Source organism: Saccharopolyspora montiporae (genome assembly GCF_015209505.1).
GTDB lineage: Bacteria > Actinomycetota > Actinomycetes > Mycobacteriales > Pseudonocardiaceae > Saccharopolyspora > Saccharopolyspora montiporae.
The window spans coordinates 34671-57863 of record NZ_JADEYC010000027.1; the positions used below are offsets into that span (position 1 = coordinate 34671).

Below are 23193 nucleotides of genomic sequence, written 5' to 3' on the forward strand. Positions count from 1 at the left end.
CGGGTCAGACCGCGTCCAGCTCGGCGGCGATCTCGTCGAGCAGGCCCACCAGACCGGCCAGCGCCGGGTTCGGGTCGTCCTCGCGCCAGGCCAGCGCCAGCGGCAGCAGCGGTGCGTCGGTCACCGGAACCAGCACCACACCGGGCAGTTTCAAGTGCCCCGCGGTCAGCGGCACCATGCCGATCCCGGCACCGGCGCCGACCAGGGACAGGATCGTGTGCGTGTCCGGGGCCTCCTGCCCGAAGTCCGGCACGAAACCCAGATCGGCGCACGCCTCGCGGACCACCTGGTTGACCACCGAACCCCGGTTGGCCGTGTAGCTGATGAACGTCTCCGGGCGCAAGTCGTCCAGACCGATCAAGTCCCGCTCCGCGAGCGGATGGTCGGCCGAGACCGCGGCCGCGAGCGGATGGCGCTGCAGTTCGCGCAGCTGCAGCCCCGCCGAGGGCACCGGCAGCCGCAACAACCCGACGTCGACCTCCTGCTGGTTGATCTGGTCCACCAGCTCCCCACCGAGCAGCGGGCTGACGATGTCGAACCGCACGCGCGGGTAGCGCTCGCGGAACTTGCGCACGATCAGCAGCATCACCTGGTACGAGGTCTGCCCGCTGAAGCCCAGCCGCAGGGTGCCGATCTCCCCCGCCGCCGCCTGCCGCGCCGCGCGCGGGGCCGCCTCGGCCGAGCTCAGCGTGCGGCGGGCCTCGTCGAGGAACGCCTCCCCCGCCGCCGTGAGCGCCACCCGCCGGGTCGTCCGGCGCAGCAGCGCGACCCCGACCTCACCCTCCAGCCGCTTGATCTGCTGGGACAGCGGCGGCTGCGACATGTGCAACCGCACGGCTGCACGCCGGAAGTTCAGCTCCTCGGCCACGGCGACGAACGCCTGCAGGTGCCGCAGCTCCACACCGACCTCCTGAAGCACGGGCGCCTTTTCCCTGGTCACCGACGATTGTTTCGCCGAGCGAATCAAAGCTACACGAACTTGGTGTTAGACGGAACACACCGGGCGGGCATAGCGTCACAGCACCCGGGACGCGGCGCGGCGCTGGAGACGACACCGGCTGCTGCGCGAAACAGCTTGCACCGCAAGGCCGCACGATCGGCGGCAGCCGGTGGAACCACGCGGGCGGCAACCGCCGCCGGAAACCACGGAGAGCCCCTTTGCGCACGAGAACCGCCACGGCCGACGGAAGGATGGGCCGAAGAGCCGGGATCGCCTCGTTCATCGGCACCAGCGTCGAGTGGTACGACTTCTACATCTACGGCACCGCCTCCGCGCTGGTGTTCGGGCAGCTGTTCTTCCCGGTCGCCACCCCCGCTGTCGGCATCCTGGTGTCGTTCGCGACGTTCTGGGTCGGCTTCCTGGCCCGACCGCTCGGCGGCATCCTGTTCGGCCACCTCGGCGACCGGATCGGCCGAAAGAAAACGCTGGTCACCACGCTGCTGCTGATGGGCGTGACCACCGTCGCCATCGGCCTGCTGCCCACCTACGCCAGCATCGGCCTGTGGGCGCCGCTGCTGCTGGTGCTGCTGCGCGTGGTGCAGGGGCTGGCCGTCGGCGGCGAATGGGGCGGAGCGGTGCTCATCGCCACCGAACACGCCCCGAAGAACCGCGGGATCCTCTCCGGTGCCTGGGCCCAGCAGGGGTCGCCGTCCGGGCAGATCCTGTCCTCGCTCGCGTTCACCATCGCCGCGCAGTTGCCCGACGAGGACTTCTACTCCTGGGGCTGGCGCGTGCCGTTCCTGGCCTCGGCGGTGCTGGTGGTGCTCGGCCTGGTCATCCGGCTCAGCGTCACCGAACCGCCCGCGCTGGAGCAGGTGCGCAAATCCGGCAACACGGCGCGGTTCCCGCTGCTGGACGTGCTGCGCAGCCACACGCTGCTCGTCGTGCTCGGCGTGTTCGCCTGCTCGATCGCCTTCTCCGCGGCCTACTTCAAGAACACCTTCGCGGTGTCCTGGGCCACCAACGAAGTCGGCTTCGACCGCGAGACGTTCATGACGGTCGTGCTCGTCGCCAGCATCACCCAGTTCGTGGTGCAACCGTTCGGCGCGGTCCTGGCCAGCAAGTTCGACGTGCGCCGCGTGGTGACGGTGCTGCTGCTGGCCGAACTGCCCGCCATGCCGCTGATGTTCGTACTGATCAGCACCGGCAGCTTCGCGTGGTCGGTCGTCGGCATGATCGTGGCCACCATCCCGCACGTGATGTTCTACGCGGTCGTGGCCGGTGTCCTGGCGCAATCCTTCCCCGCACGAGTGCGCTACACGGCCATCTCGCTGTCCTACGGGCTGGCCGGAACGCTGCTCGGCGGCACCACCCCCATGATCGGCCAGGCGCTGCTGACCGCGTCCGGCTCGATCGTCCCGGTCATCGGCTGGGCGCTGGCGACCGTGCTGATGTCGCTGTTCGGCGTGCGCGCACTGCTGGCCCGCGCACCGGGCCCCGACGACGACGAGCCCGAGCGGCAGACCGCGCTCGCCGGATCCGACGAGAAGTGAAGTGAGGAATCCCGTGGACAGCACCGTGTTCGACGACGTACTGCGCACCGTGCGTGATTTCGTGCGCACCGAGGTCGTGCCCAGCGAGGACGAGATCGAGGAGACCGACGCCATCCCGGAGCGGCTGCGCAGCAAGGCAGCCGACATGGGACTGTTCGGCTTCGCCCTGCCCGAGGAATACGGCGGGCTGGGGCTGACCACCTCCGAGGACGTGCGCCTGGCCATGGAACTCGGGTACGCGGTGCCCGCGTTCCGCTCGATGTTCGGCACCAACAACGGCATCGCCGGCCAGGTGATCGTGCGCAACGGCACCGATGAGCAGCGCCGGGAGTGGTTGCCGCGCTTGGCTTCCGGCCAGGCCGTGGCCTCGTTCGCGCTGACCGAGGACGGCGCCGGGTCCGACCCGAGCCGGGTGCGCACCCGCGCGGTGCGCGACGGGGCGGACTACCTGATCTCCGGCGCCAAGCGGTTCATCACCAACGCCCCGCACGCCGACCTGCTGGTCGTCTTCGCGCGCACCGACGAACAGGCCGAGCCGAACAAGGGCATTTCGGTGTTCCTGGTGCCGACCGGCCTGCCGGGCCTGACCATCGGCCCGCCGGACGCGAAAATGGGCCAGTCCGGGGCGCACACCGCCGAGGTGCACTTCGACGAGGTGCGGGTGCCCGCCACGGCGATCGTCGGCGGCCGGGAAGGCAGCGGGTTCACCGCGGCGATGTCCTCGCTGACCCGCGGCCGACTGCACATCGCCGCGATCTGCGTGGGCCTGGCCGGGCGCGTGCTCGACGAATCGGTGCGCGCCGCGGCCGAATCCGAGCAGGGCGGTGCGCCGATCAGCCGGTTCCAGCTGGTCCAGGCCCTGCTGGCCGAATCGCAGGCCGAGTACTACGCGGGCCGCTCGATGGTGCTGGAGGCCGCCCGCGAGTACGACGCCGGCACCGACACCCGGCTCGCGCCGTCCTCGGCGAAGCTGTTCTGCAGCGAGATGGTCTCCCGGGTGGCCGACCGGGCGGTGCAGGTACACGGCGGCTCCGGCTACATGCGCGGGGTGCCCGCCGAGCGGTTCTACCGGGACGCGCGGGTGTTCCGCATCTACGAGGGCACCAGCGAGGTGCAGAAGCTGATCATCGCCAAGCAGCTGCTGCGCAGCGTCTGATCCCGCGACCAGGAGGATTCCATGCCCGAAGGCAACGCCGCCGACGAGGCCGTGCACCGGCTGCTGCACCCGCGCTCCATCGCGATCCTGGGTGCCTCGGACAACCCGATCAAGCTCTCCGGCAGGCCGTTGGACCTGCTCAAGCGCTTCGACTACGCCGGGCGCATCCTGCCGATCAACGCGCGCCGCGCGGAAGTGCAGGGCCTTCCCGCGCACCGCAGCCTCGACGACGTCGACGGGGAGATCGACCTGGCGATGGTGATGGTCTCGGCCGAGCAGGTGGTCGAGGGCGTCCGCGCCTGCGCCAAACGCGGGATCCCCGCCGCGATCGTGGCCGCGGCCGGTTTCGCCGAATCCGGCGAGCGGGGACAGGTGTTGCAGCAGCAGCTCGCCGAGGTGATCGCCGAAACGGGGATCCGGGTGCTCGGGCCGAACTGCTTGGGCATGCTCGGGGTGCGCGAGCGGGCGCTGCCGTCGTTCACCTCGGCGCTGGACGAGGACGTCCGGCTGCTGGACGGCCCGGTGGCCTTCGTCAGCCAGAGCGGGGCGTTCGGCACGTTCATCTTCAGCGAGGCGCAGCGCTCCGGCATCGGCATCTCGCACTTCCTCAACACCGGCAACGAGGTCGACCTGTCGGTGGCCGAAGTGCTGGGCGGTCTGGTCGAGTCCGAGCAGACCGGGGTGCTGCTGGCCTACCTGGAAGGCGTCAGCGACGGGCGGCGGCTGCTCGACGTCGCCCGGCGGGCCGGTGAGCTGGACAAACCGCTGCTCACGGTCAAGGTCGGCCGGTCGGAGGCCGGTGCCCGCGCCGCGGCCTCGCACACCGCCTCGCTGGCCGGCGCCGACGCCGTGTTCGACGGGGCGTGCCGCCAGTTCGGGCTGATCCGGCGCAACGGGACGGAACCGCTGCTGGACGCCGCCCAGCTGTTCGCCACCGGCAGGCGCACCCGCGGCAGACGGATGACCACGCTGTCGCTGTCCGGCGGCGCCGGGGTGCTCATGGCCGACGAGGCCAGCAGGCACGGGCTGACCGTCCAGCCGTGGGACGAGCGCTGGCAGCAGCGGATGGCTGCGGTCATCCCGGATTTCGGTTCGCCGCGCAACCCGGTCGACCTGACCGCGACGCTGATCAGCGAACCGGACATGCTGCGCCGCGCGCTGGAGGTCACGGTCGAGCACCCGGACACCGACATCGTGGTGGTCATGCTCGGCAACGCCGACAAAGGCTCCGAGCAGCTCATCGACGCGATCGACCGGGCGCACCGCAGCACCGACCGGCCGCTGGTCGTGGTTTGGACCGGCGGCAGCGGGCGCCCGCGGGAGCTGCTGCGCGAGCGGGGCATCCCCTGCTACACCGATCCCGGGCGCGCCGCCGACGCCCTGGCCGCGCTGGCCGAGCACAGCCTGCGGCCCCCGCTGCCGCGCCCGGTCCGCCCGCAGGACACCGACGAGCGGGTCGCCCGGGCGGTGCTGCAGGAGGCCCGCGACGCCGGGCGCACCCAGCTCGACGAGCACGAGTCCAGCAGGCTCATCGCCGCTTACGGCATCGCCTGCGCCGGGGCCCTGCCGGCCTCCGACGCCGCTGCGGCCGCGGCCGCAGCCGTCGAACTGGGTGGTCCGGTGGCGGTGAAGCTGCTGTCCACCGAGATCGGGCACAAGAGCGATATCGGCGGGGTGCGGCTGGGACTGCGCGCCGAGGAGGAGGTCCGTACCGCGACCGAGGACCTGCTGCGCATCGCCCGCGACGCGGGGGATCCGTCCGCCCGGGTGTTGGTGCAGCGGATGAGTTCCGGGGATGCCGAGCTCATCGCCGGGATCAAGCACGATCCGGCGTTCGGCCCGGTGGTCGTGGTCGGATTCGGCGGGGTGCTGGTGGACGTGCTCGCCGACAGCCAGGTGGGCATCGCCCCGCTGGACATCGCCTCGGCGCGGCGGCTGCTGCTGTCGCTGCGCGGTGCACCGCTGTTCGAGGGGGTGCGCGGCAAGCCGCCGTTGGACGTGGACGCCGCCGCGGAGGTCCTGGCCCGGCTGTCCTGGCTGGCCGCCGACCTCGGTGCGGAGATCGCCGAACTGGACGTGAACCCGCTGCTGGTGTCCGACTCGGGCGCGGTGGCGGTGGACTGCCTCGCGGTGCTCGCGGACGGCTGAAGCAGCGGCAACGCATTCGAAGGGAGAAGCCGGGATGGCCGAGATCGATCCCGCCGGAGCACCGGAAGTCGTGTTCCGGGACGGGCTGGCCGAAGGAGAACTGCGCTACCAGCGCTGCCGCGCGTGTTCGACGGCGGTGTTCCAACCGCGCGTGCTGTGCACCGGCTGCGGCAGCGACGACCTGTCCTGGGAACGCAGCAGCGGTCGCGGGACCGTTTACTCCACCACCGCGGTGCGCGGGCGCGGCGGCGCGCACAACGTCGCGCTGGTGGACCTGGACGAGGGGTTCCGGATGATGTCCAGAGTGGACGATATCGATCCCGGGTCGGTCGGGATCGGAATGCGGGTGGCGTTCACCACCGTCGAGGACAACGGGGACCCGGTGGCGGTGTTCCGGAAGGGATCGGCATGACACTGCGCGGCACGACGGCGGTGGCCGGGGTCGCCGAATCCGACCTCGGCGAGGTGGCCCCCGGTCTGACCCCGCTCGACCTGGTCGGGCAGGCCACCACCCGGGCGCTCGCGGACGCCGGCATTCCGAAGTCCGATGTGGATGGATTGTTCACAGCGTCCTCGTACTACCCGATGTCCGGTATGGACACCGCCGAATACCTCGGAATCCATCCGTCCTATGTGGACGGTTCTACCATAGGTGGCAGCTCGTTCGTCTCGCACCTGCTGCACGCCGCGGCGGCCATCGAAGCCGGCCTGTGCAGCACGGCGCTGATCGTCTACGGCAGCACCCAGCGCTCGGACGGCGGCAGGCTGGTCTCCCCGTCCAAGCCGAACCCGTACGAGGCGCCGTACAAGCCGCGCTACCCGATCAGCATGTACGCCATGGCCGCGGCCCGGCACATGCACGAGTACGGCACCACCCGCGAGCAGCTGGCCGATGTGGCGGTGGCCGCGCGGCAGTGGGCGCAGCTGAACCCGGCCGCGTTCGAGCGCGGCCCGCTCAGCCGCCAGGACGTGCTCGACGCCCGGATGATCAGCGATCCGCTGACCACGCGGGACTGCTGCCTGGTCACCGACGGCGGCGGCGCCGTGGTGCTCACCAGCGCCGAACGAGCGCGCGACCTGGCCGCCACGCCGGCGTATCTGCTCGGTGCGGGCGAGGCCACTTGGCACCGCAACATCTCCGAGATGCCGGACCTGACCACCACCGCCGCGCGCGACTCCGGACGGCGCGCGTTCGCGATGGCCGGACTGGGCCCGCAGGACATCGATGTCGTCGAGCTCTACGACGCCTTCACCATCAACCCGGTGCTGTTCCTGGAAGACCTCGGCTTCTGCGCCAAGGGCGAAGGCGGCCCGTTCGTCGCCGAGGGCATGATCGCGCCGGGCGGCAAGCTACCGGTCAACACCAACGGCGGCGGGCTGTCCTACTGCCATCCCGGCATGTACGGGATCTTCACCATCATCGAGGCGGTGCGCCAGCTGCGCGGAACCTGCGGCGAGCGCCAGGTTCCGGGCGCGGAGACCGCGGTGGCCCACGGCAACGGCGGCGTGCTCTCCAGCCAGGTCACCGCCGTGTTCGGCACCGCAGCGACGCTCTGACGCGAACAGGGGTCCGGTGCCGCCGACTCGGCACCGGACCCCCACGAACCCGACCGCGTCCGCACCGGCATCCTCGCGCAGGTGCGGACGGCGGGGGCGGATCGACACACCCCGCAGCGGCGCCGACCGCACCACCGACCCGGAAAGAGGGACAGATGCTGCAGGACAAGACCGCCGTCATCACCGGCGGAGCCAAGGGGATCGGCCTGGCGATCGCCGAGACGTTCACCGCCGCAGGGGCCCGCGTGGTGCTGGCCGACGTCGACGGGGATCAGGCGCGCGAATCCGCCGCCAAACTCGGGGGTTCGGGAACGGCGCTCGGCGTGGCCTGCGACGTCACCGACCCGGACGCCGTGCGCGCTGCGGTGCACGCCGCCGCCGAGGAGTTCGGTTCGCTGGACGTCATGGTCAACAACGCCGGGATCACCCGGGATTCGACCATGCGCAAGATGCCGGTCGCCGACTTCGAAGCCGTGCTGGACGTGCACGTCAAGGGCGCGTGGCTGGGCACCCAGGCCGCCGCGGACGTGATGCGCGAGCAGGGCAGCGGTTCGATCGTGAACATCTCGTCCATCTCCGGCAAGGTCGGGATGGTCGGCCAGACCAACTACAGCGCGGCCAAGGCCGGCATCGTCGGCCTGACCAAGGCGTCGGCCAAAGAGGTCGCGCACAAGGGAGTCCGGGTCAACGCGGTGCAGCCGGGACTGATCCGCACCGACATGACCGCCGCGCTGCGCGAGGACGTCTGGCAGGCCAAGCTCGACGAGATCCCGATGCAGCGCGCCGGCGAGGCCGAGGAGGTCGGCAACGTGGTGCTGTTCTTGGCCTCGGACCTGTCGTCCTACATGACCGGCTGCGTCCTGGAGATCACCGGCGGCCGGCACCTCTGACGGGCAGCGGCCCCGGGCGAGGCGAGGCACGCCGCACCCCGGGGCCCGCCCCCGCGGTCATCGGGCGGTGCGCCATCAGCGAGGACGTCGCGCACCGGAACCGCCGGTCACCGAGCCGGGTAGTCGTAGCCCGCCTGGTCGGATTCCTCGCGAGACCGCCAGGCTGCCTCGGCGTCGTACCGCTTGCCCACCTGTGACTCGTGGGTGGAGTCGGGACCGTCTGCCGGACGTCGACCTCCCGCGCCGCCCCCGTAGAACGGGACCGCGCCACCGGCCGCACCCGGCGATGCGGAGCTCATGCCACCGCCGGTGCTGTGCCCCGCAGCGGCCACCCCGCCCGTGCCGGTGTAGGCGCCGGCGGCGAGACCGGTTGACGCACCGGTACTTCCGATACCCGCGTAGGACGCGGCGCCGGTGCTCGACGGGCTCACCTGCTGTGCCTCGCCGACGCCGTCCCGCGAAGAATCGCCGGAACCGGTGCGCAACGACGAGGTGCTCGCCGTCCCGCTCGGTGCACCGCCGCCGCCCGAGGCCTGTTGTCCGATCGCCGCGATCGTCCCGGTCAACCTCGCCAGCGCTGTCGCCGCCGAGTCCACGTGCTGCATGAGTCCCTGCAGGCTGGAAAGCAGCTCCTGCATCTTCTGCGCGATCCGCCCGCCGTAGTCGGTGGCGACCTGCACGCTCTGCGGGATCGCCGCCGCGATGCTCGCGCCGCCGGTCGCCTGTGCCGCGGCGACCGCCTGGTTGAGGATCATGATGATCCGCCCGACGGCCTCGTTGATCAGCACCGTGACCTCGGCGTGCGTCTTCGCGACGGCCTCGCCGGCACCTGCCGCGGACTCGGCCAGCGCCTGGCTGGCTTGCCCGAGCCCGTTGAGGCTGTGCACCAGCTCAGCACCGGTCTGCAGATACCCCGTCGCCGCCGCGCCGGACCAGCCACCGGTCTCCGACGCGGCCGCCTGCTGGTAGGACGCAGCGGTCGAGAAGATCGCCTGCCCGGCGTCCAGGAAGGACTGCGTGCCGCTGGACACCGCGCCCGGATCGGCGGTCAGCTGCTGGAGCGGTTCGACCAAGAACGACACGGCCTCGGTGATGAAGCCGAATCCGGCGCTGGAGAGGGCAGACAGCGGATCAGGCACCGCGGCCGATAGCTCCGCCCCCGCGCTGCCGAGATCCGCGGAGAGCCATCCGCGGCCGCGCACGGCCTCGGTGGTCGCCTTCAGCTCCTCGACCAGCTGAGCGGTACCGGACCCGCCGGTGCTCGCCGCTGATGTGCTGCCCGGTGGGGTCACCGCGGATCACAGCCCTTCTGCAGCAGTGCACCGTTGGCGTCGTCTGCGGTTTCGTAGTCCTCGGCGATCTGCGCGAGCGCGGCACTGACCTCGTGCACCGTGGACACCGCCTGGGACAAGGACTCACCGGCTTGGGACATCGTGGTGCTCAGCCCGGCGCTGACGAACTCGACGAACGTGCCGAGCGCGTTCTCGGCCAGCTCACCCGGCAGGCCGCTCGTGGCCGCGGACAGCCCGTCGGCGATTCCCGCCACCGTGTCCGCGTGTGCCCGGATCTGCGCCGGGTCGACGTGGAAACCTCCCGCGGTGCTCATCCGAACACCGTCGGCGGGTTCGCGAAGTAGTCGTCGTCGCTGCGCGCAGGCTCCTCGGCATCGGCCGCCTCCGGCAGATTCTGCTTGACGAAGTCGAGCACGGGGCCATCGCCGACGTAATCGGTCATGATCCCGACCACCTGGTTGCCGATCGAACGCTGCGCGTCCTGGGCGGTGGTCAGGATGAGCTGGGCGAGCTGCTCGGCTTCCAACGCGCGAGCGGCGGGCGTCAGCGTGATGTCCTGCAACGCGCCGCCGGGGCCGACGCGCAGGGTGACCTCGCCGCGTGGTGAGCTCGCGCCTGCGCTCAGCCGCTGCAGGGTCTCGTCGGCTGCCTTGGCGTTGTCCGCCGCATCCGCGAGCGCGCGGTCGTAGTCCGCCAACCACTGTGCTGCTGCTTCCACGTTTCCCTCCCGAAGACGGCGTCGCTCGTTCCCGCTTACCGGGGATCGCGTGCCAACGCGGCCAGTTCATCCACTGCGATCCGGAAATCCGCGCGCCGAAGCGGGTTCACGCTCACCCATCCGTTTCCCGCACGTGCCACCCGGAGGCGCCCGCGAGGTCCATCCAACCAGGACAGTTCACCGCCCATCCGGTCGTGACCGGATCCGGTTCGCCGGGTGGCACCGAGCTGCCCGCGGCCGGTCAGTTCCGGAAGCAAACCGGCGAGCTCGTCGAGTGCGGAGGGGTTTCCGCCGCAGTCCCGGACGAGGTCGCGCAACAGCCGCATCTTCGCCGCATCGTCCTCGACACCGTCAAGAACGCGGGACGCGGTGTCGATCGCGTACTCGGGCAGCACGATGGGCATCGCCTTGGCCGGTCCCACATCGGGAATCTCCGCCGACAGCGCCGCGGACACAGCATCAGCGGGCACCCGGCGGATCTCCACCTGGCCTGCGGGGTCATCGTCCAACCGCTGCGCGCAGATCAGAGCTGAGGCCCCGTAGACCATCGCAACGAGGGCTTTCGGGCCGTCCTCGTCCACCTGCACGACATCGACCGCGCTGCGGTGCCTGCGCAATGCGGTGACCACTTCGGCGGCGGCACCGCCCGGCCCGTCCTCATCAGCCAACCCGCGAGCCTGCAGGGTCTGCCCGGCGACCGCGAGCAACACCTCGCGCTCGCCGGCGATGCGCCCGAAGGACGGAATCCGGAGCGGGTACGGAAACGGTGTTCCCGCGTGGGTGGCGATCAGGTCGAGCTCGATTTGTCCGAAGGGGACGATTGTGCCTCCGGTACGCGCCGCCATGGTCAGCACGACTGCGCGCCACCGGTGTTGTGCAGACCTCGCGCAGCGGTCTCATCGGTGGCCACGTAGTCGGTCACGGCCGCCTGCAGCGCCGAGTGGAAACCGTTCAGCTCGGTGTCGGCCGTGCCGATCTCCGCGGTGAGCCCGGCCTCCCCGGCGGCTTCGCGCAACCGCATCGCCAGGTGCATGGCGGGCGGCGCGGTGCCGAGCATCGGCATCGACTCGGCCAGCCTGCTCACCGAGCCGACCAAGCCGTTGATCTGCTCGCCGATCTCGCCCAGCGCGGCCACCTGCGCGGTCAGATCTTCCGGCGCGACCTGGTATCCCGATGCGGAATTCGGTTCAGCACCCAAGGTTCGGCTCCCATCGTCTCACTGCCCGATGACCGGAACGCTGGCCGGTCCCTCATCACCGAAGAGATCCTGGTCGACGGTGGGAAGGCGGTTTTCGTGCACGACTTCTTCTTCGTCCTCGCCCCGCCTGCCCATGGGCGCGCCGCCCTGCACCATCCCAGTACCGCCCCCGGCGCGTGCGGCGAATGCGGGCACCACCCCACCGCGACCCGGCACCCCGCCGCGTTCCCCGGGATGGTCGGCACCGATGAGCTGCCCCCACGGCGCGCCACCGCCGCCCGCAGCTCCCCCGGCTCCGCCGGCCATCCCGGCAGCCGTGGTCGCCGCAGGAGCACCGTCCCCGGGGGGTCGCGCACCGCCCGGTGCTAGCGCATGGCTGCTGTTGCTCAGCGCCGCCTCGTAACGCTGCATCACGTGCACCGCTTGCGCCTTCTTCTCCGCGGCGTTGGCGTCGGCCAGGAACAGGCTTCCCCCGCCCGCGGCCACGGCGCCGACGGCGGCCCCCATCGCCGCACCGGGCCCGGCGCCGACCCCACCTGCACCCGCCCCGAGCACACCGCCCACGACGGCACCCGCCCCGGCACCGGCCGCTGCGCTGGACACAGCGGGACCGATCGGGTCACCGGGTGGTGGCGGCATCGCGTTGCGAGCGACCGACAGCGCGTCACCGGCGTCCTGGGTGGCTTGTTGAGCGGTCCCCGCCCGACTGCTGACATCCGTGGTTCGTTCTTCCAGCATGCCGAGGCGGTTCGACGCCAGCTCGGAGGCGCTGCTGTGCCAGTTGGCCTGCATGGCACTGCGTTGGTGGCGCATCGAGTCCGCGTGGTCGGTCAATTCGGTGCTGTGCCGCCCCAGCTCGGTGGCCCGCGCACTCATGTCATCGACGTCGGCGTTGTCCCACAGCATCTGGTGCAACTGCTCGTGGCTGTAGGCGTTCCAGTTCGTGCTGTCCGGCGGGATCGGCGAACCGAAGTAGCCCTCCCACACATTGCGCAACGCATCCACCACGGGCTGCGCCAGCTCGCCGACCGGCCCTGCCTGCCCCAGTGCGGAAGTGGCCGCCGCGGCCAACTCCTGCACGCCTGCGGAGGCGATGTCGACCGCGTGCGTCGCTTCGAAATCGTTGGTCATCGCCGGTCTTCAGCCTCCTCAGCGGGCGCGCGGTGCACCGATGCGCGACCGGCCGGCATGACGGGACCGCGCGGGATGAGATGTGCTGCGACCAGGGCCGATAGGGCGGCGATGAACGCGCTCGTCGGGAGGGCATGCATGTGGTTCCCCAGTTCCGATGTCGCAACCGCCCCCCATGGCGGTGCCTAGTAAGAGGACCAGAACGATGTCAGCGGATCAACACAACGCCATCGACGTTACTTTTTCGTTATCGCCCGACGTGCTCGACGTGAAAACCGCACCACCCCGGAAATGCACGACGGCGAATCGGACTCTCCGGGCAAAAGACCGACTCGCACAGGGTCCGGCGCGGAAAACCGGCGAGCAGAGCCGGTCCCGCGGCACGCTCGTCGGCATCGACCCTGCCCGTCTACCGACGACTGCGCCCTGGAGATCCCCGGCGGGCGATCGACAGCGCAGCGGCTGGCCGATTGTGCACAGTGGACTCCCTTCAGCGGTCGCTTCGCCGAAGTCTCCGTCCGCTGTTGCTCTCGCACAGCCGCGCTCACGCCATCGAGGAACACCGGCCCGATCAGGCCGACGCGGTCTCGTCCGGGCGCGAATCCAGTTCGGCCAGCACGGATTCGGTGTGCTCCCCGATCGCCGGGACCGGATCCATCCGCGGCTCCCGCCCGGCCACCGTCACCGGCGGCAGCAGGGCGCGCAGCGGACCGACGGGCGAACCCACCTCCCGCCACCGCTGGCGGGACTCCAGCTGCGGGTGCTCGGCGAATTCGCCCATGGTGCGCATCCGGGCGTTGGCGATACCGGCTCCCTCCAGGCGCTGCACGATCTCAGCGCTGCTCAGCGCGGCGAACTCGTGCTCGATGACCGCGCGCAGCTGCTCCTGGTTGTGCACCCGCTTCGGGTTGGCGTCGAAGCGCTCATCGGCGGCCAGATCCGGCTGGCCCAGGACCTGCGCGCAGAACACCGCCCACTCCCGCTCGTTCTGCACACCGAGGAACACCTGCGCACCGTCCCCGGCGGCGAACGGCCCGTACGGCGCGATCGCCGCGTGCCGGGCTCCCGCGCGCGGCGGCGCGGTCCCGCCGTAGTCGGCGTAGTAGTACGGGTAGCCCATCCACTCGCCCAGCGCGTCGAACAGCGAGACCTCGAACGCGGCCCCCTCGCCGGTGCGCTCGCGTTCGTAGAGCGCGGTGAGTACCCCGCTGTAGGCGTACATCCCGCCGGCGATGTCGGCCGCCGAGATCCCGGTCTTGGCGGGCTCGTCCTCGCTCCCGGTGATGGACACGAGCCCCGTCTCGCACTGGATCAGCAGGTCGTAGGCCTTCTTGTCCCGGTACGGCCCGGAACTGCCGTAACCGGACAGGTCGCAGACGATGAGCCGCGGGTTGCGCGCGCGCAGCGCGTCGGCGCCGAACCCGAGCCGCTCGGTCGCCCCGGGGGCCAGGTTCTGCACGAAGACGTCGGCCCGGTCGAGCAGCTCGGCCATGGCGCGCTGCCCGTCCGGGTCCTTGAGGTCGAGGACGACGCTCTCCTTGCTGCGGTTGAGCCAGACGAAATGGCTGGCCATGCCGTGCACCGCGGTGTCGTAACCGCGGGCGAAGTCCCCGGCGTCCCGCTCGATCTTGATCACCCGGGCGCCCAGATCGGCCAGCTGCCGGGTGGCGAACGGCGCGGCCACCGCCTGCTCCAGGGACACCACGGTCACACCGTCCAGCGGAAGCATCGTGCAGCTCCTTCCCGCAACCCTCCGGCCGATTTGTACGGCCAATTGCGGACCAATATTGCCGTTCGGCATCGCATTGTCAATGCGGGCGACAGGGCATAGAGGGTGCTTTGGCCGTACATATCTCGCGGCGGTTCACGACCCGGAAGAGCCGCGGGCGGCGAGTCAGGAACCGAGCTTGCCGCGCAGGAAGGTCAGCGTGCGCCGCCAGGCCAGCTCGGCGGCCTCCTCCTGGTACGCGGCCGGATTGCGGTCGTTGAAGAACGCGTGCCCAGCCGGGTAGACGTGCACCTGCGGCGCCACCGGCGACTGCCGGACGATCTCGTCGCGCAGCTGCTCCACCGCGTCCACGCTGATCGTGCGGTCGTACTCGCCGAAGTGGCACAGCATCGGCGAGGTCAGCCCGGAGAAGTCGGTGCCGTCCGCGGACGGCACCCCGTAGAACGGCACCGTGGCGCCGACCCGATCGCCCTGCTGCGCGGCGAGCACGATCGCGAACCCGCCGCCCATGCAGAAGCCGACCACGCCCACCGCCGAACCGGTGGACTTTTCGTGGCCGAGCAGGTGGTCGACGGCACCGCCCAGATCCCGCGCGGCCCGCTCGACCGGCAACTCCTGCATCATCCGCGCGGCTTCCTGCGCGTCGTGCGTGGTCGGCCCGCCGTAGAGGTCCGGGGCCAGCGCGACGAAGCCCTCGGCAGCCAGCCGGTCGGCGACCTCGGCCACGTGGTCGGTGAGCCCCCACCACTCCTGGATCACCACGACACCGGGTCCGGACCCGGCGGGCAGCGCCAGATAGCCGTGCGCGCGGCCCCCGCTGCTCGGGAAACTCACGTTCTGCCGCGGGTTCGCCTTCTCCGCCACGCTGCTCCTCCCGTCTCGCGGACGCCGCCGCGGTCGTGCGGCAGCACCCGCCGACCGAAGATCAACGTATCCAGCGCACCACCGGAGTGCCAACACCGGGACGGCCGCGGAGCCGCCGGTATCAGTCGGCGCTGAATGCCGAGGGATCCATGTAGAAGGCCTCCCAGAGGTGTCCGTCCGGATCGTGGAAGTTGCGCGAGTACATCGGGCCCTCGTCGATCGCGTCGATGCCGAGCTCGGCCCCCGCGGCCAACGCCCTGCCGACCAGGTCGTCCACCTCGCCGCGGCTGTCCACGTTCAGCGCGATGATCACCTCGGTGGCCCGGGTGGCGTCGACGACCTCGTGCCGGGTGAACCGGCCGAAGAAGGACTCGGTCAGCAGCATCACGTAACTGTCCTGGCCGAGGATCACGCAGGACGCGTTCTCGTCGGTGACCTCCGGGTCGAAGTCGAAGCCCAGTTCGGTGAAGAACCGCTTGCTGCGGTCCAGATCGCTGACCGGAAGGTTGATGAACGTCTTCATGGTTGCGCCTCACTCGCGGTCGGGGAGCCCATCGCTCCCGAGCGGGATTGTCACCGGTACCGACTCGCCGCGCGCGGCACACTCATCGGCGGTCACGCCGCGGCGAGCCGCTCCAGCACCGCGGTGAACGCCTCGCGGTCCACCGAAGCGGGATCCTGCGCGAACCAGGTCCCCACGTCGCGGACGAACTGCGCCGGCTCCATCGGAAAGACCGGGCCGCTCTGCCTACCGGTGGTCACCGCACCCGACCGGCTCGGGTAGATCAGCACCACACCGCAGACCTCGACGTCCGGAAGCAACTCGCCGAAGGCCGCGATGCCGTCCGGCAGGCGCGTGATCCCGCCGCGGAACGGGTGGCCGTTGCGCCAGAGCTCGCCGCGCTCGTCGGTGGTGTAATGCCCGGGCAGCCAGCTCTTGGACTCCACCAGCACCAGCCGCCTGCCGCACAGCACGGCGTGGTGGATCTCCTCATCCGGCGCATCCGGCCGTGACAACCCGTGGAAGACCCGCAGCCCCGGCAGCCGGGTGAGGTACCGGGCGCACAGGTCCGCGGTGAGCTGGCGGGAACGCTCGTCGTGCACACCGGGCAGCCCGAAGACCCGCCGCCGGTCGAACTCGGCGACGAAGGTGCGCTCAGCGCGGCCGGCCAGCAGATGCCTGCGCAGCACGACGACGACCGCGGCACCGGAGGTGATCAGCACCGACAGCCAGATCCCCAGCAGCAGCGTGCCCAGCTGCACGGTCAACCCGGCACCCAGCAGCCCGGACCAGCCGGTCACCAGCGCCAGCACCGTCCGGCGTTCCGGCCCGGTCAGCGGCAGGTAGCGCACCCGCGCGGACGGATCGACCGCATCCCACCAGGCGATGTCGTCCGGCCCCAGGCGCGGCAGCCGCACCACGAAATCCGGATCGTCGCCGAACTGCCTGCGGCGCTTGCGCTGCGGCGCCGAGGAACGCGGCGGCGCGGCGTTCTCCCGGTCGTAGGCGGCGCGGCGGACCGGGTCGTTGAGCGTTTCGTACGCCTCGCGCAGCAGGCGGAACGTGCGCGCGGTCCCGCCGACGTCCGGATGCATGGTGCGGGCGAGCGAGCGGTATGCCGACTTGATCTCGGCGGTCCCTGCCTCCCGGCTGACCCCGAGGAGCCGGTAGTAGTCGATGCCGCGCACAGGAACCGCTCCACCTCCCACAGATGCGCGGACATGATAAGACGCGGCCGCGTTCCAAGATCAACCGCATGCCCGGTTCGCCCCGCTCGCCGGATCCGCCGCAGCTCACCCCGGCGGCCGGGCCGGCGCGTCCTCACGCGGGCGGACCGCCGCAGGCGGCAACCAGCTCGTCAACCAGACGCCGTGCGACCCGTCGCCGCGCCGGATCCGGAACCGGACCTGGGCCAGCCACCGGCCCGCGGTGTCCCGGCGCCACGCCGACAGCTCCCCCGCCACCTCGTCCTGGAGGTCCCAGCCCGCGGGGTTCGACCGCTGCGGCCAGACCTCCAGCGGGTACAGGCGCGCCAGGTCGACCCACACCGGACGCGGCGGGCGCACGGTCCGGTCCCCGTGGTCCGGGCGGTCCGGGGGCTGCGCGGCAACGCTATCGAACACGCGTTCTATTATGCCCGAGCTCGTCCGCCCGCGCAGCCCGGGCTGCATCCCGCCCGAAACGAAAAAACCCGCTGACCTGAGGCCAGCGGGCTCTTCCACGCGGATGACCGAGACGACCGAGCCGTCCCTCCCTTGAGGCCACCCGGGACAGCCGGTCCGACCGCGGGTGGCGCCCCCGGGATCGGCACGGCTCGTTTCTCCAGGTAGTGGCCACCGGGATTGCCGACCGGGCAGGGCGCCCGGACCACTCCACGATGACCACCGAAGTCGCCACCCATCGTAGCCGAGCACCCGCGGTGACGGGCAACACCGTGACCAACGGCTCGTCACGAATCGGGAAACGGGCGCGCGCCCCGGCCCGAGATCAGGCGAGCGCGTCCTCCAACACCCGCAGATAGCCCGCCGCGTGCCCGTCGATGTTCGGGTGGAACGACTCGACCAGCGGCGCGCTGGGGCCGTTGACCCACTCGTCCTCGCCGCAGACACCGTGCCCGTCGAACTGCGAGCGCGGATCGGCGAAGGTGAACCCGGCCGCCTCGGCCCGCTCCCGGAGCACACCGGCCAGCACATCGGCACCGGCGTTGATCCGCTCGCGCTTGGTCTCGCTGAAACCGGGCACACCGCAGTCGCCGAGCTCGGCGAGCTTCGGATAACCCAGCACCACCACCTCGGCCGCCGGAGCGGCCCCGCTGATGCCGTCGTAGGTGTCGTCGAGCTTGTCGGGCAACTCGGAGCGCATCTCCTGCTCGGCAGTGCTGACCGCCTCGTCGCACCCGGCGTCGTCCCCGAGCAGGCAGCTCTGGATCACATCGGCGAATCCGACGTCGTTGCCGCCGATCGAGACGGTCACCAGCGTGGTGCTCTCGTCTAGCGCGTCGAGCTGCTCGGCGTCGACGTCGTCGGTGACGGCCCCCGAGCAGGCCACGAACGCGAACTCGGTGACACCGGCGGCATCGGCGTAGAGCTGCGGGTAGGCGTGCGGGCCGCGCCGGCAGTCACCGCTGTCGTCGAAGTACTCCCGGGTGCCGACCCCGGACGAGTAGGAATCGCCCAGCGCGACGTAATCATCCGAAACCTGCTGCGCGGGCGGAGCAGCCGATCCGGGCGCGGCGAACACCGTGCCGGACAGCGCGAGCGCGGTCAACGCGACCATGGCGGAGAGGGGGCGTCTGCGGCGCATGCATCCTCCGATCGGAGAGCGAGAACTCCCCCATTGAAGGAATATTCATCCGCACCTCCGCCGGCATGGCGACTAACCGACAGGTGAAACGGCATTGGCATCGCGCACGCGGATTCTTCCCGCATCGTCCGCACGTTCAGCGCGCGGACACCGCCGGCTGCTGCATTCGGTCGGCGAACCCGCGCACCCACCGCCGCGCACTCGACCGGACGGCGCACCGCAGCACGGAACCGGCCACCGAACGGCCGCGCGTCGCGGAAATTCCCGCGCACCACAACACCACCCGTCCAGACCAGCGGACCGGGCGGCGCGGGACTCGATCGTCGAGGCGCCGGTTGGCAGAACTCGCCCCCGAACACGCACCGGCCTCGCTACAGTCCTTCCACGGTCAGCTGATCCGGGGAGCCTCGATACTGATGACTGACTTGTCCGGTGCGGGCGCGCGAGTTCTGGTCATCGCCACCACCGCCCACCGCGGTCAACAGCTGTCGCCAGTGGCCGAGAGCTACCACGACCTGCAGGCGGTCCTGGTTCATCGGTGCGGCGTACGTCCTGATCGATTGCGCTCCCTGCTCGACCCGCCCGATGCGCAGACCGTGGCGCGGACCATCCGCGAACAGGCACGACAAGCGCGGTCCGTGCTGCTCGTCCACTTCATCGGGCAGGCCGTGATCGGTCCTGGCGGCGAGCTGCACCTGGCCGTCGGTGGCACCGACGAACCGGCTCCCGGTGCAGCAGAGCACCAGACACTTTCGCTGTCCGCGTTGCAGCGCGCAGTGGGCATCAGTCGGGCGTCCTCGGTTGTGGTCCTGCTCGACGTCGGTGTCACCGGAGCGTTCACCGTCGCGCCGGGGCGCGGGTTCTACGTCATCGGGACCGCAAGCCAGATCGCAGACAGCAGCCGCACCCCGCTCACCGGGGCGTTGATCGACCTGCTGCGCCACGGCGACCCCCGACAACCACGAGCCCTGACCTTGGACGCGGTGTACGAGGCGCTCTTCCACGCCATGCGGGAGCACAACGGGCCATTGCCCCGCCGGTACACCGATGACGGCGACGGGAACTCGGTCGTCGCGCTGAACGCCGAAGATCCCGGGTACGCGGCCATAGTTGGCCAGCAGGACCCCGCGGCGGGCCCATGCCCCTACCCCGGGCTCCCCGCGTTCGGTGCCGACGACGCCGAGCTGTTCTTCGGGCGCGAGCGGATGACCGAACGGCTGCTCAGCGCGGCCACGAGCGGCGCCGGCCCGCTCATCCTGGTCGGACCGGCGGGTTCGGGGAAGACCTCGTTGCTCAACGCGGCATTCCTCGTCCGGCCCGACGAGGACGGATCAGCAGACCGGACGCACGTGTCCCTGACCCCTGGCGCGAGCCCGCTGCGGAATCTGGCCGCCCACCTCGCCGCCCCGGAGGCCGCGGAGCTGTTGCGCGACGTTCCGCGCAGAGCCGGCGACATGGTGCCCGACCGGTGTTCGGTCGTGCTGATCGACCAGCTCGAAGAGTTGTTCACGCTCTGCCCGGATCCCGCGGAACGCGCCGCATTCGTGCGGGCGGTCACGGCCGTGGCGGACAAGGCGGTGGTCGTGCTGGCGCTGCGGGCCGACTTCTACGGTCACGCCGCTGCCCACCCGGAGCTGTTCGCCGCGCTGCGCGACAACCAGGTGATCGTTTCGCCCATGTCGCCGGACGAGCAACGAGCGGCGATCGAGGAGCCCGCGGCCGCGACCGGGTGGGAGCTGCAGGCGGGCCTGGCCGAGCTGATCGTGCACGACCTGAGCGATGCCGGCTCGCTCCCCCTGCTGGCGCACGTGCTGCGGGCTACCTGGGGCCGGCGCGCCGGTACGCGCCTGACCATCTCCGGATATCTCGCCACCGGCGGGATCCGGAGCGCCATCGCCACCTCCGCCGAGCAGGTGTACCTGTCGCTGGACGGATCCGCCCGCGAGGCCGCCCGGCGCGCGCTGCCCCGGATGGTGCGCGCCGTCGAGCTCGCGGAGCTGCTGGACGGCGCGCCCGACCCAGCTGCCGCGCAACGCGCGATCGAGGCGTTCACCGACGCGCGGCTGGTGACCCGTGACCGGGCCACCGCGCGGATCAGCCACGAGGTGGTGCAGCACAACTGGCCCCGGCTGCGGGAATGGATCGAGGCGGACAGGAATTGGCAGCGCACCCGCAGGCAACTCGACGACGACGCCGCCGCGTGGCAGGAGGCCCAGCGCGATCCTGCCCTGTTGTACGGGGCATCCCGATTGAGAGAAGCAACTGCGCGGGCCGCCGAGTCGCCGACCCGTGCCGCGGATCTCGAATCGGGGACGGCGACGTTCGTGGACGCGTCGTGGCGACGCGCACACCGTCGTCGCCGTCGCCGCGAGCTGGCGGTCGTCTTCCTGGCGGTCCTGGCCTTGTTGGCACCGGCCGGCTTGGCCGGCGCCATGGCCTTCCACCACGAGGCCCAGCAGGCGAAGGATCGCGAACGGGCCCGACTGCTGGCTTCCGAAGCGGACGAGCTCCGCGCGCACCGACCTGGTCTGGCCAAGCAGCTCAGCCTGCTCGCCTACCAGATGGACCAGGGCATCGGACGCCGCGCGATGCTCGACAGCCAGAAAACCCCCGGGAGCATCAACGACCAGCAACCCGCTGTCGATGTCGCATCCGGCGCCGATGGCCGGACGCTCGCGATCTCCACCGGTGACGGGGTCACATTGCGCGGCCCCAGCGGATCGGGGCGGATCAACGGCTTGGGAGCCGGACCGGTCGCCGTGAGCCCGGACGGGAACTTGCTCGCTGCGGTCGACAACGACACGCGGGACGCATTGCTCCTGTGGGATGTCACGGATCCTGCGCACCCGGGGAAGATCACCGCCGCTCCGTTGACCAACGAGGCCACCGCGCTGGCCATCAGCGCGGACGGGACCACGCTCCACGCGGGCACGTCCTCGGGCAGCATTCTTGCCTGGGACATCACGGATCACGATGCGCCGAAACCCCGACCTGCGTTCGACGCGCACGACGCGGGTGTCGACTCGATCGCCACCTCGCCGCGCCGAAACCTGGTCGCCAGCACCAGTGCCGACGGGAAGGTCGTGCTCTGGAACCCCGCGAACCCCGTTCCTCTGGCCACGTTCGACGGCGCGCCCCACGTGGAAACGTGGGGCGAGCACACCCCGCACCGGGTGGCGTTCGACCCGACCGGACGAGTGCTGGCGACTCCCGGAGTGAGTGGCGGTGGAGCGCCGAGCGTGTGGCGGATCGAGGACCCCCGCGTCCCGCGGCGGATTCCCTTCGCGGACGAGACGCCTCTCGAAGGCACGTCATCGGGCCCGTGCACTAGCGGTGACGTGACCTCCGTGGCGTTCAACCCGAAGCGGGGCAACCTCGCCGCGGTCTGCGATGGCCAGTGGCACCTGGTGGACTACCCGACCGAGCCGGGCACCGGGACCCTTGCTGCGACGGCGTGGATCGACGGAGTCGACGACCGCGGATCAGCGGTATTCGACCCGACCGGCCAACGACTGCGGCAAGCCACTGATCGCGGCATCCAGGTCTGGGACGTCGCCGGCCCCGGCGAGCCCGGAGCCAGCGGTTTCCTGCCCGCAACACCCGGAACGGGAAGCCAGTTCGCGTACCGGGCAGCGGGGAAGAAGCAGCTCATCGCCATGCGCAACGTGGGCACGAACTCGCTGTGGGACGTGACCGACCGCGCGCGGCCGCGAAAACTGGCCACCACACCGGCGCCGGACATGTTCACCGGCGAGGCCATCGCACTCGCCCCCGACGGCGAGATCCTCGCCTCCCCCGAGCTCTACGACAACGGCAGGCTGGTCGGGGTGAGCCTGCGCAGCACCTCCCATCCCGCCGGCGAGCCGCTCGGCATGATCGAAGACCTGGACAACGGCATCGGTGCGCTGGCCTTCCACCCCACCAAGCCGATTCTGGCGGTATCCGACCACCACGGTTTGGCCACCATGAACTCCGCTCCGAGCTCCGTGCGGTTGTTCGACCTCACCGATCCCGCGCACCCGGAAGAGATCGCTCAGCTCCCGGTGGAAGCGTGGCAGATCGACTTCACCCCGGACGGACGATCGCTCACCGCCATGCTGCACGGTGCGGACGCCACGGCTGCCGACGATCCGGATGCCCCGAAGCAGTTGCGCGGGTGGGACATCACCGACCCCGCACATCCGGCCGAGGAGTGGAGGGTTCCCCTACCAGGCGGGCTGAGCGCCTCGTTCGCCTACCGGCCGGACGGGAAGCTCTTCGCCGCCTACGACAACACGGGCCTGCTCCGGCTGTGGCCGGTCGTGGGCCACCAGCCGTCCGGCAGCCCCGTGAAGGTGCAGATCGGCGACGGTTTCGGCGGCGAGGCACCGGTGTTCAGCCCCGACGGGACGCGATTGGCGCTGGTCGCCCACCATGACGGCGATCCGAGCTACACCACTCGCCCCGAGATCTGGGACGTGTCCACCCCGAACGCACCATTCCTGCAGCACTTCCTGCCCGGAGCGGAGAACACGAGCGTCTACTCGCTCGGCTTCAGCCCGGACGGGCGGACGCTCGGCACCACCCGGGCCGGGGCGGGCATCGACCTGTGGGACACCGACCCGGCGCACGTCCCGGCCGGCCTCTGCAACGCGGTCGGTGACCCGATCACCCCGCAGCAGTGGAAACGCTACCTGCCCGACCTCCCGCACGACCCGCCGTGCCGGTGAGCTC

At 71.0% G+C, this 23193-nt stretch carries 20 protein-coding genes; 7 read left to right on the top strand and 13 right to left on the bottom strand.

Annotation, left to right across the window (positions count from 1 at the left end):
* Positions 1–4: 4 nt before the first annotated feature.
* Positions 5–901: a LysR substrate-binding domain-containing protein gene (locus tag IQ251_RS15620; protein WP_193929324.1), complete on the bottom strand. Its 897-nt coding sequence runs from the start codon at positions 899–901 to the stop codon at positions 5–7.
* A gap of 290 nt (positions 902–1191) precedes the next feature.
* Here IQ251_RS15620 and IQ251_RS15625 point away from each other — a divergent pair, with 290 nt between their 5' ends.
* The 6 genes from IQ251_RS15625 to fabG all read left to right on the top strand — a co-directional run bounded on the left by IQ251_RS15625 (position 1192) and on the right by fabG (position 8244).
* On the top strand, positions 1192–2493 hold the full coding sequence (locus tag IQ251_RS15625; RefSeq protein ID WP_193929325.1) for an MFS transporter: 1302 nt from the start codon (positions 1192–1194) through the stop codon (positions 2491–2493).
* Positions 2494–2506: 13 nt separating this feature from the next.
* Positions 2507–3649: an acyl-CoA dehydrogenase family protein gene (locus IQ251_RS15630; RefSeq protein WP_193929326.1), complete on the top strand. Its 1143-nt coding sequence runs from the start codon at positions 2507–2509 to the stop codon at positions 3647–3649.
* A gap of 21 nt (positions 3650–3670) precedes the next feature.
* Complete coding sequence (locus IQ251_RS15635) at positions 3671–5797, top strand: acetate--CoA ligase family protein (protein WP_193929327.1); 2127 nt, start codon at positions 3671–3673, stop codon at positions 5795–5797.
* Between the two features lie 34 nt (positions 5798–5831).
* Positions 5832–6209: a Zn-ribbon domain-containing OB-fold protein gene (locus IQ251_RS15640; protein WP_193929328.1), complete on the top strand. Its 378-nt coding sequence runs from the start codon at positions 5832–5834 to the stop codon at positions 6207–6209.
* Entirely contained in the window at positions 6206–7354 is a 1149-nt protein-coding gene (locus tag IQ251_RS15645; RefSeq protein WP_193929329.1) for a thiolase family protein, read from the top strand. The genes IQ251_RS15640 and IQ251_RS15645 overlap by 4 nt, the downstream gene beginning before the upstream one ends.
* A gap of 155 nt (positions 7355–7509) precedes the next feature.
* Entirely contained in the window at positions 7510–8244 is a 735-nt protein-coding gene (fabG, locus tag IQ251_RS15650; protein WP_193929330.1) for a 3-oxoacyl-ACP reductase FabG, read from the top strand.
* 107 nt (positions 8245–8351) lie between these two features.
* Here fabG and IQ251_RS15655 read toward each other — a convergent pair whose 3' ends face one another.
* The 12 genes from IQ251_RS15655 to IQ251_RS15710 form a co-directional block, all read right to left on the bottom strand.
* Positions 8352–9536 carry a hypothetical protein gene (locus IQ251_RS15655; RefSeq protein WP_193929331.1) on the bottom strand — a complete coding sequence of 395 codons (1185 nt, stop codon included), beginning with the start codon at positions 9534–9536 and terminating at the stop codon, positions 8352–8354.
* Entirely contained in the window at positions 9533–9850 is a 318-nt protein-coding gene (locus IQ251_RS15660) for a WXG100 family type VII secretion target (RefSeq protein WP_193929332.1), read from the bottom strand. Before IQ251_RS15660 ends, IQ251_RS15655 begins: the two co-directional genes overlap by 4 nt.
* On the bottom strand, positions 9847–10233 hold the full coding sequence (locus IQ251_RS15665; RefSeq protein WP_228047112.1) for a YbaB/EbfC family nucleoid-associated protein: 387 nt from the start codon (positions 10231–10233) through the stop codon (positions 9847–9849). The genes IQ251_RS15660 and IQ251_RS15665 overlap by 4 nt, the downstream gene beginning before the upstream one ends.
* Positions 10234–10289: 56 nt before the next feature.
* The gene (locus IQ251_RS15670) at positions 10290–11099 is read right to left on the bottom strand and encodes an ESX secretion-associated protein EspG (protein WP_193929383.1); all 810 of its coding nucleotides are present in this window, start codon (positions 11097–11099) and stop codon (positions 10290–10292) included.
* Positions 11100–11101: 2 nt separating this feature from the next.
* Positions 11102–11401, bottom strand: coding sequence for a hypothetical protein (locus IQ251_RS15675; RefSeq protein WP_441007487.1), 300 nt, complete (start codon positions 11399–11401; stop codon positions 11102–11104).
* Positions 11402–11470: 69 nt separating this feature from the next.
* Positions 11471–12583: a hypothetical protein gene (locus IQ251_RS15680; RefSeq protein ID WP_193929335.1), complete on the bottom strand. Its 1113-nt coding sequence runs from the start codon at positions 12581–12583 to the stop codon at positions 11471–11473.
* A gap of 571 nt (positions 12584–13154) precedes the next feature.
* Entirely contained in the window at positions 13155–14312 is a 1158-nt protein-coding gene (locus IQ251_RS15685) for a CaiB/BaiF CoA transferase family protein (protein WP_193929336.1), read from the bottom strand.
* A 165-nt stretch (positions 14313–14477) separates the two neighbouring features.
* Positions 14478–15176 carry a dienelactone hydrolase family protein gene (locus IQ251_RS15690; protein ID WP_193929337.1) on the bottom strand — a complete coding sequence of 233 codons (699 nt, stop codon included), beginning with the start codon at positions 15174–15176 and terminating at the stop codon, positions 14478–14480.
* A gap of 121 nt (positions 15177–15297) precedes the next feature.
* On the bottom strand, positions 15298–15699 hold the full coding sequence (locus IQ251_RS15695; RefSeq protein ID WP_193929338.1) for a VOC family protein: 402 nt from the start codon (positions 15697–15699) through the stop codon (positions 15298–15300).
* Positions 15700–15791: 92 nt separating this feature from the next.
* Positions 15792–16865 (bottom strand): J domain-containing protein, encoded by a 1074-nt coding sequence (locus IQ251_RS15700; RefSeq protein WP_193929339.1) that lies wholly within the window; start codon positions 16863–16865, stop codon positions 15792–15794.
* A gap of 105 nt (positions 16866–16970) precedes the next feature.
* Complete coding sequence (locus tag IQ251_RS15705; protein ID WP_193929340.1) at positions 16971–17300, bottom strand: hypothetical protein; 330 nt, start codon at positions 17298–17300, stop codon at positions 16971–16973.
* Between the two features lie 364 nt (positions 17301–17664).
* Entirely contained in the window at positions 17665–18480 is an 816-nt protein-coding gene (locus tag IQ251_RS15710) for an SGNH/GDSL hydrolase family protein (protein ID WP_193929341.1), read from the bottom strand.
* A 416-nt stretch (positions 18481–18896) separates the two neighbouring features.
* On the opposite strand from IQ251_RS15710, the gene IQ251_RS15715 reads away from it, so the two are divergent.
* Positions 18897–23189, top strand: coding sequence for an NACHT and WD repeat domain-containing protein (locus IQ251_RS15715; protein WP_193929342.1), 4293 nt, complete (start codon positions 18897–18899; stop codon positions 23187–23189).
* Positions 23190–23193 lie beyond the last annotated feature (4 nt).

Bases quoted from the DNA above. Each gene is read 5' to 3' on its own strand.
- IQ251_RS15625 (WP_193929325.1), top strand. From the start codon at position 1,192: ATGGGCCGAAGAGCCGGGATCGCCTCGTTCATCGGCACCAGCGTCGAG.
- IQ251_RS15635 (WP_193929327.1), top strand. From the start codon at position 3,671: ATGCCCGAAGGCAACGCCGCCGACGAGGCCGTGCACCGGCTGCTGCAC.
- IQ251_RS15640 (WP_193929328.1), top strand. From the start codon at position 5,832: ATGGCCGAGATCGATCCCGCCGGAGCACCGGAAGTCGTGTTCCGGGAC.
- IQ251_RS15645 (WP_193929329.1), top strand. From the start codon at position 6,206: ATGACACTGCGCGGCACGACGGCGGTGGCCGGGGTCGCCGAATCCGAC.
- fabG (WP_193929330.1), top strand. From the start codon at position 7,510: ATGCTGCAGGACAAGACCGCCGTCATCACCGGCGGAGCCAAGGGGATC.
- IQ251_RS15660 (WP_193929332.1), bottom strand. From the start codon at position 9,850: ATGAGCACCGCGGGAGGTTTCCACGTCGACCCGGCGCAGATCCGGGCA.
- IQ251_RS15670 (WP_193929383.1), bottom strand. From the start codon at position 11,099: ATGGCGGCGCGTACCGGAGGCACAATCGTCCCCTTCGGACAAATCGAG.
- IQ251_RS15680 (WP_193929335.1), bottom strand. From the start codon at position 12,583: ATGACCAACGATTTCGAAGCGACGCACGCGGTCGACATCGCCTCCGCA.
- IQ251_RS15685 (WP_193929336.1), bottom strand. From the start codon at position 14,312: ATGCTTCCGCTGGACGGTGTGACCGTGGTGTCCCTGGAGCAGGCGGTG.
- IQ251_RS15695 (WP_193929338.1), bottom strand. From the start codon at position 15,699: ATGAAGACGTTCATCAACCTTCCGGTCAGCGATCTGGACCGCAGCAAG.
- IQ251_RS15710 (WP_193929341.1), bottom strand. From the start codon at position 18,480: ATGCGCCGCAGACGCCCCCTCTCCGCCATGGTCGCGTTGACCGCGCTC.
- IQ251_RS15715 (WP_193929342.1), top strand. From the start codon at position 18,897: ATGACTGACTTGTCCGGTGCGGGCGCGCGAGTTCTGGTCATCGCCACC.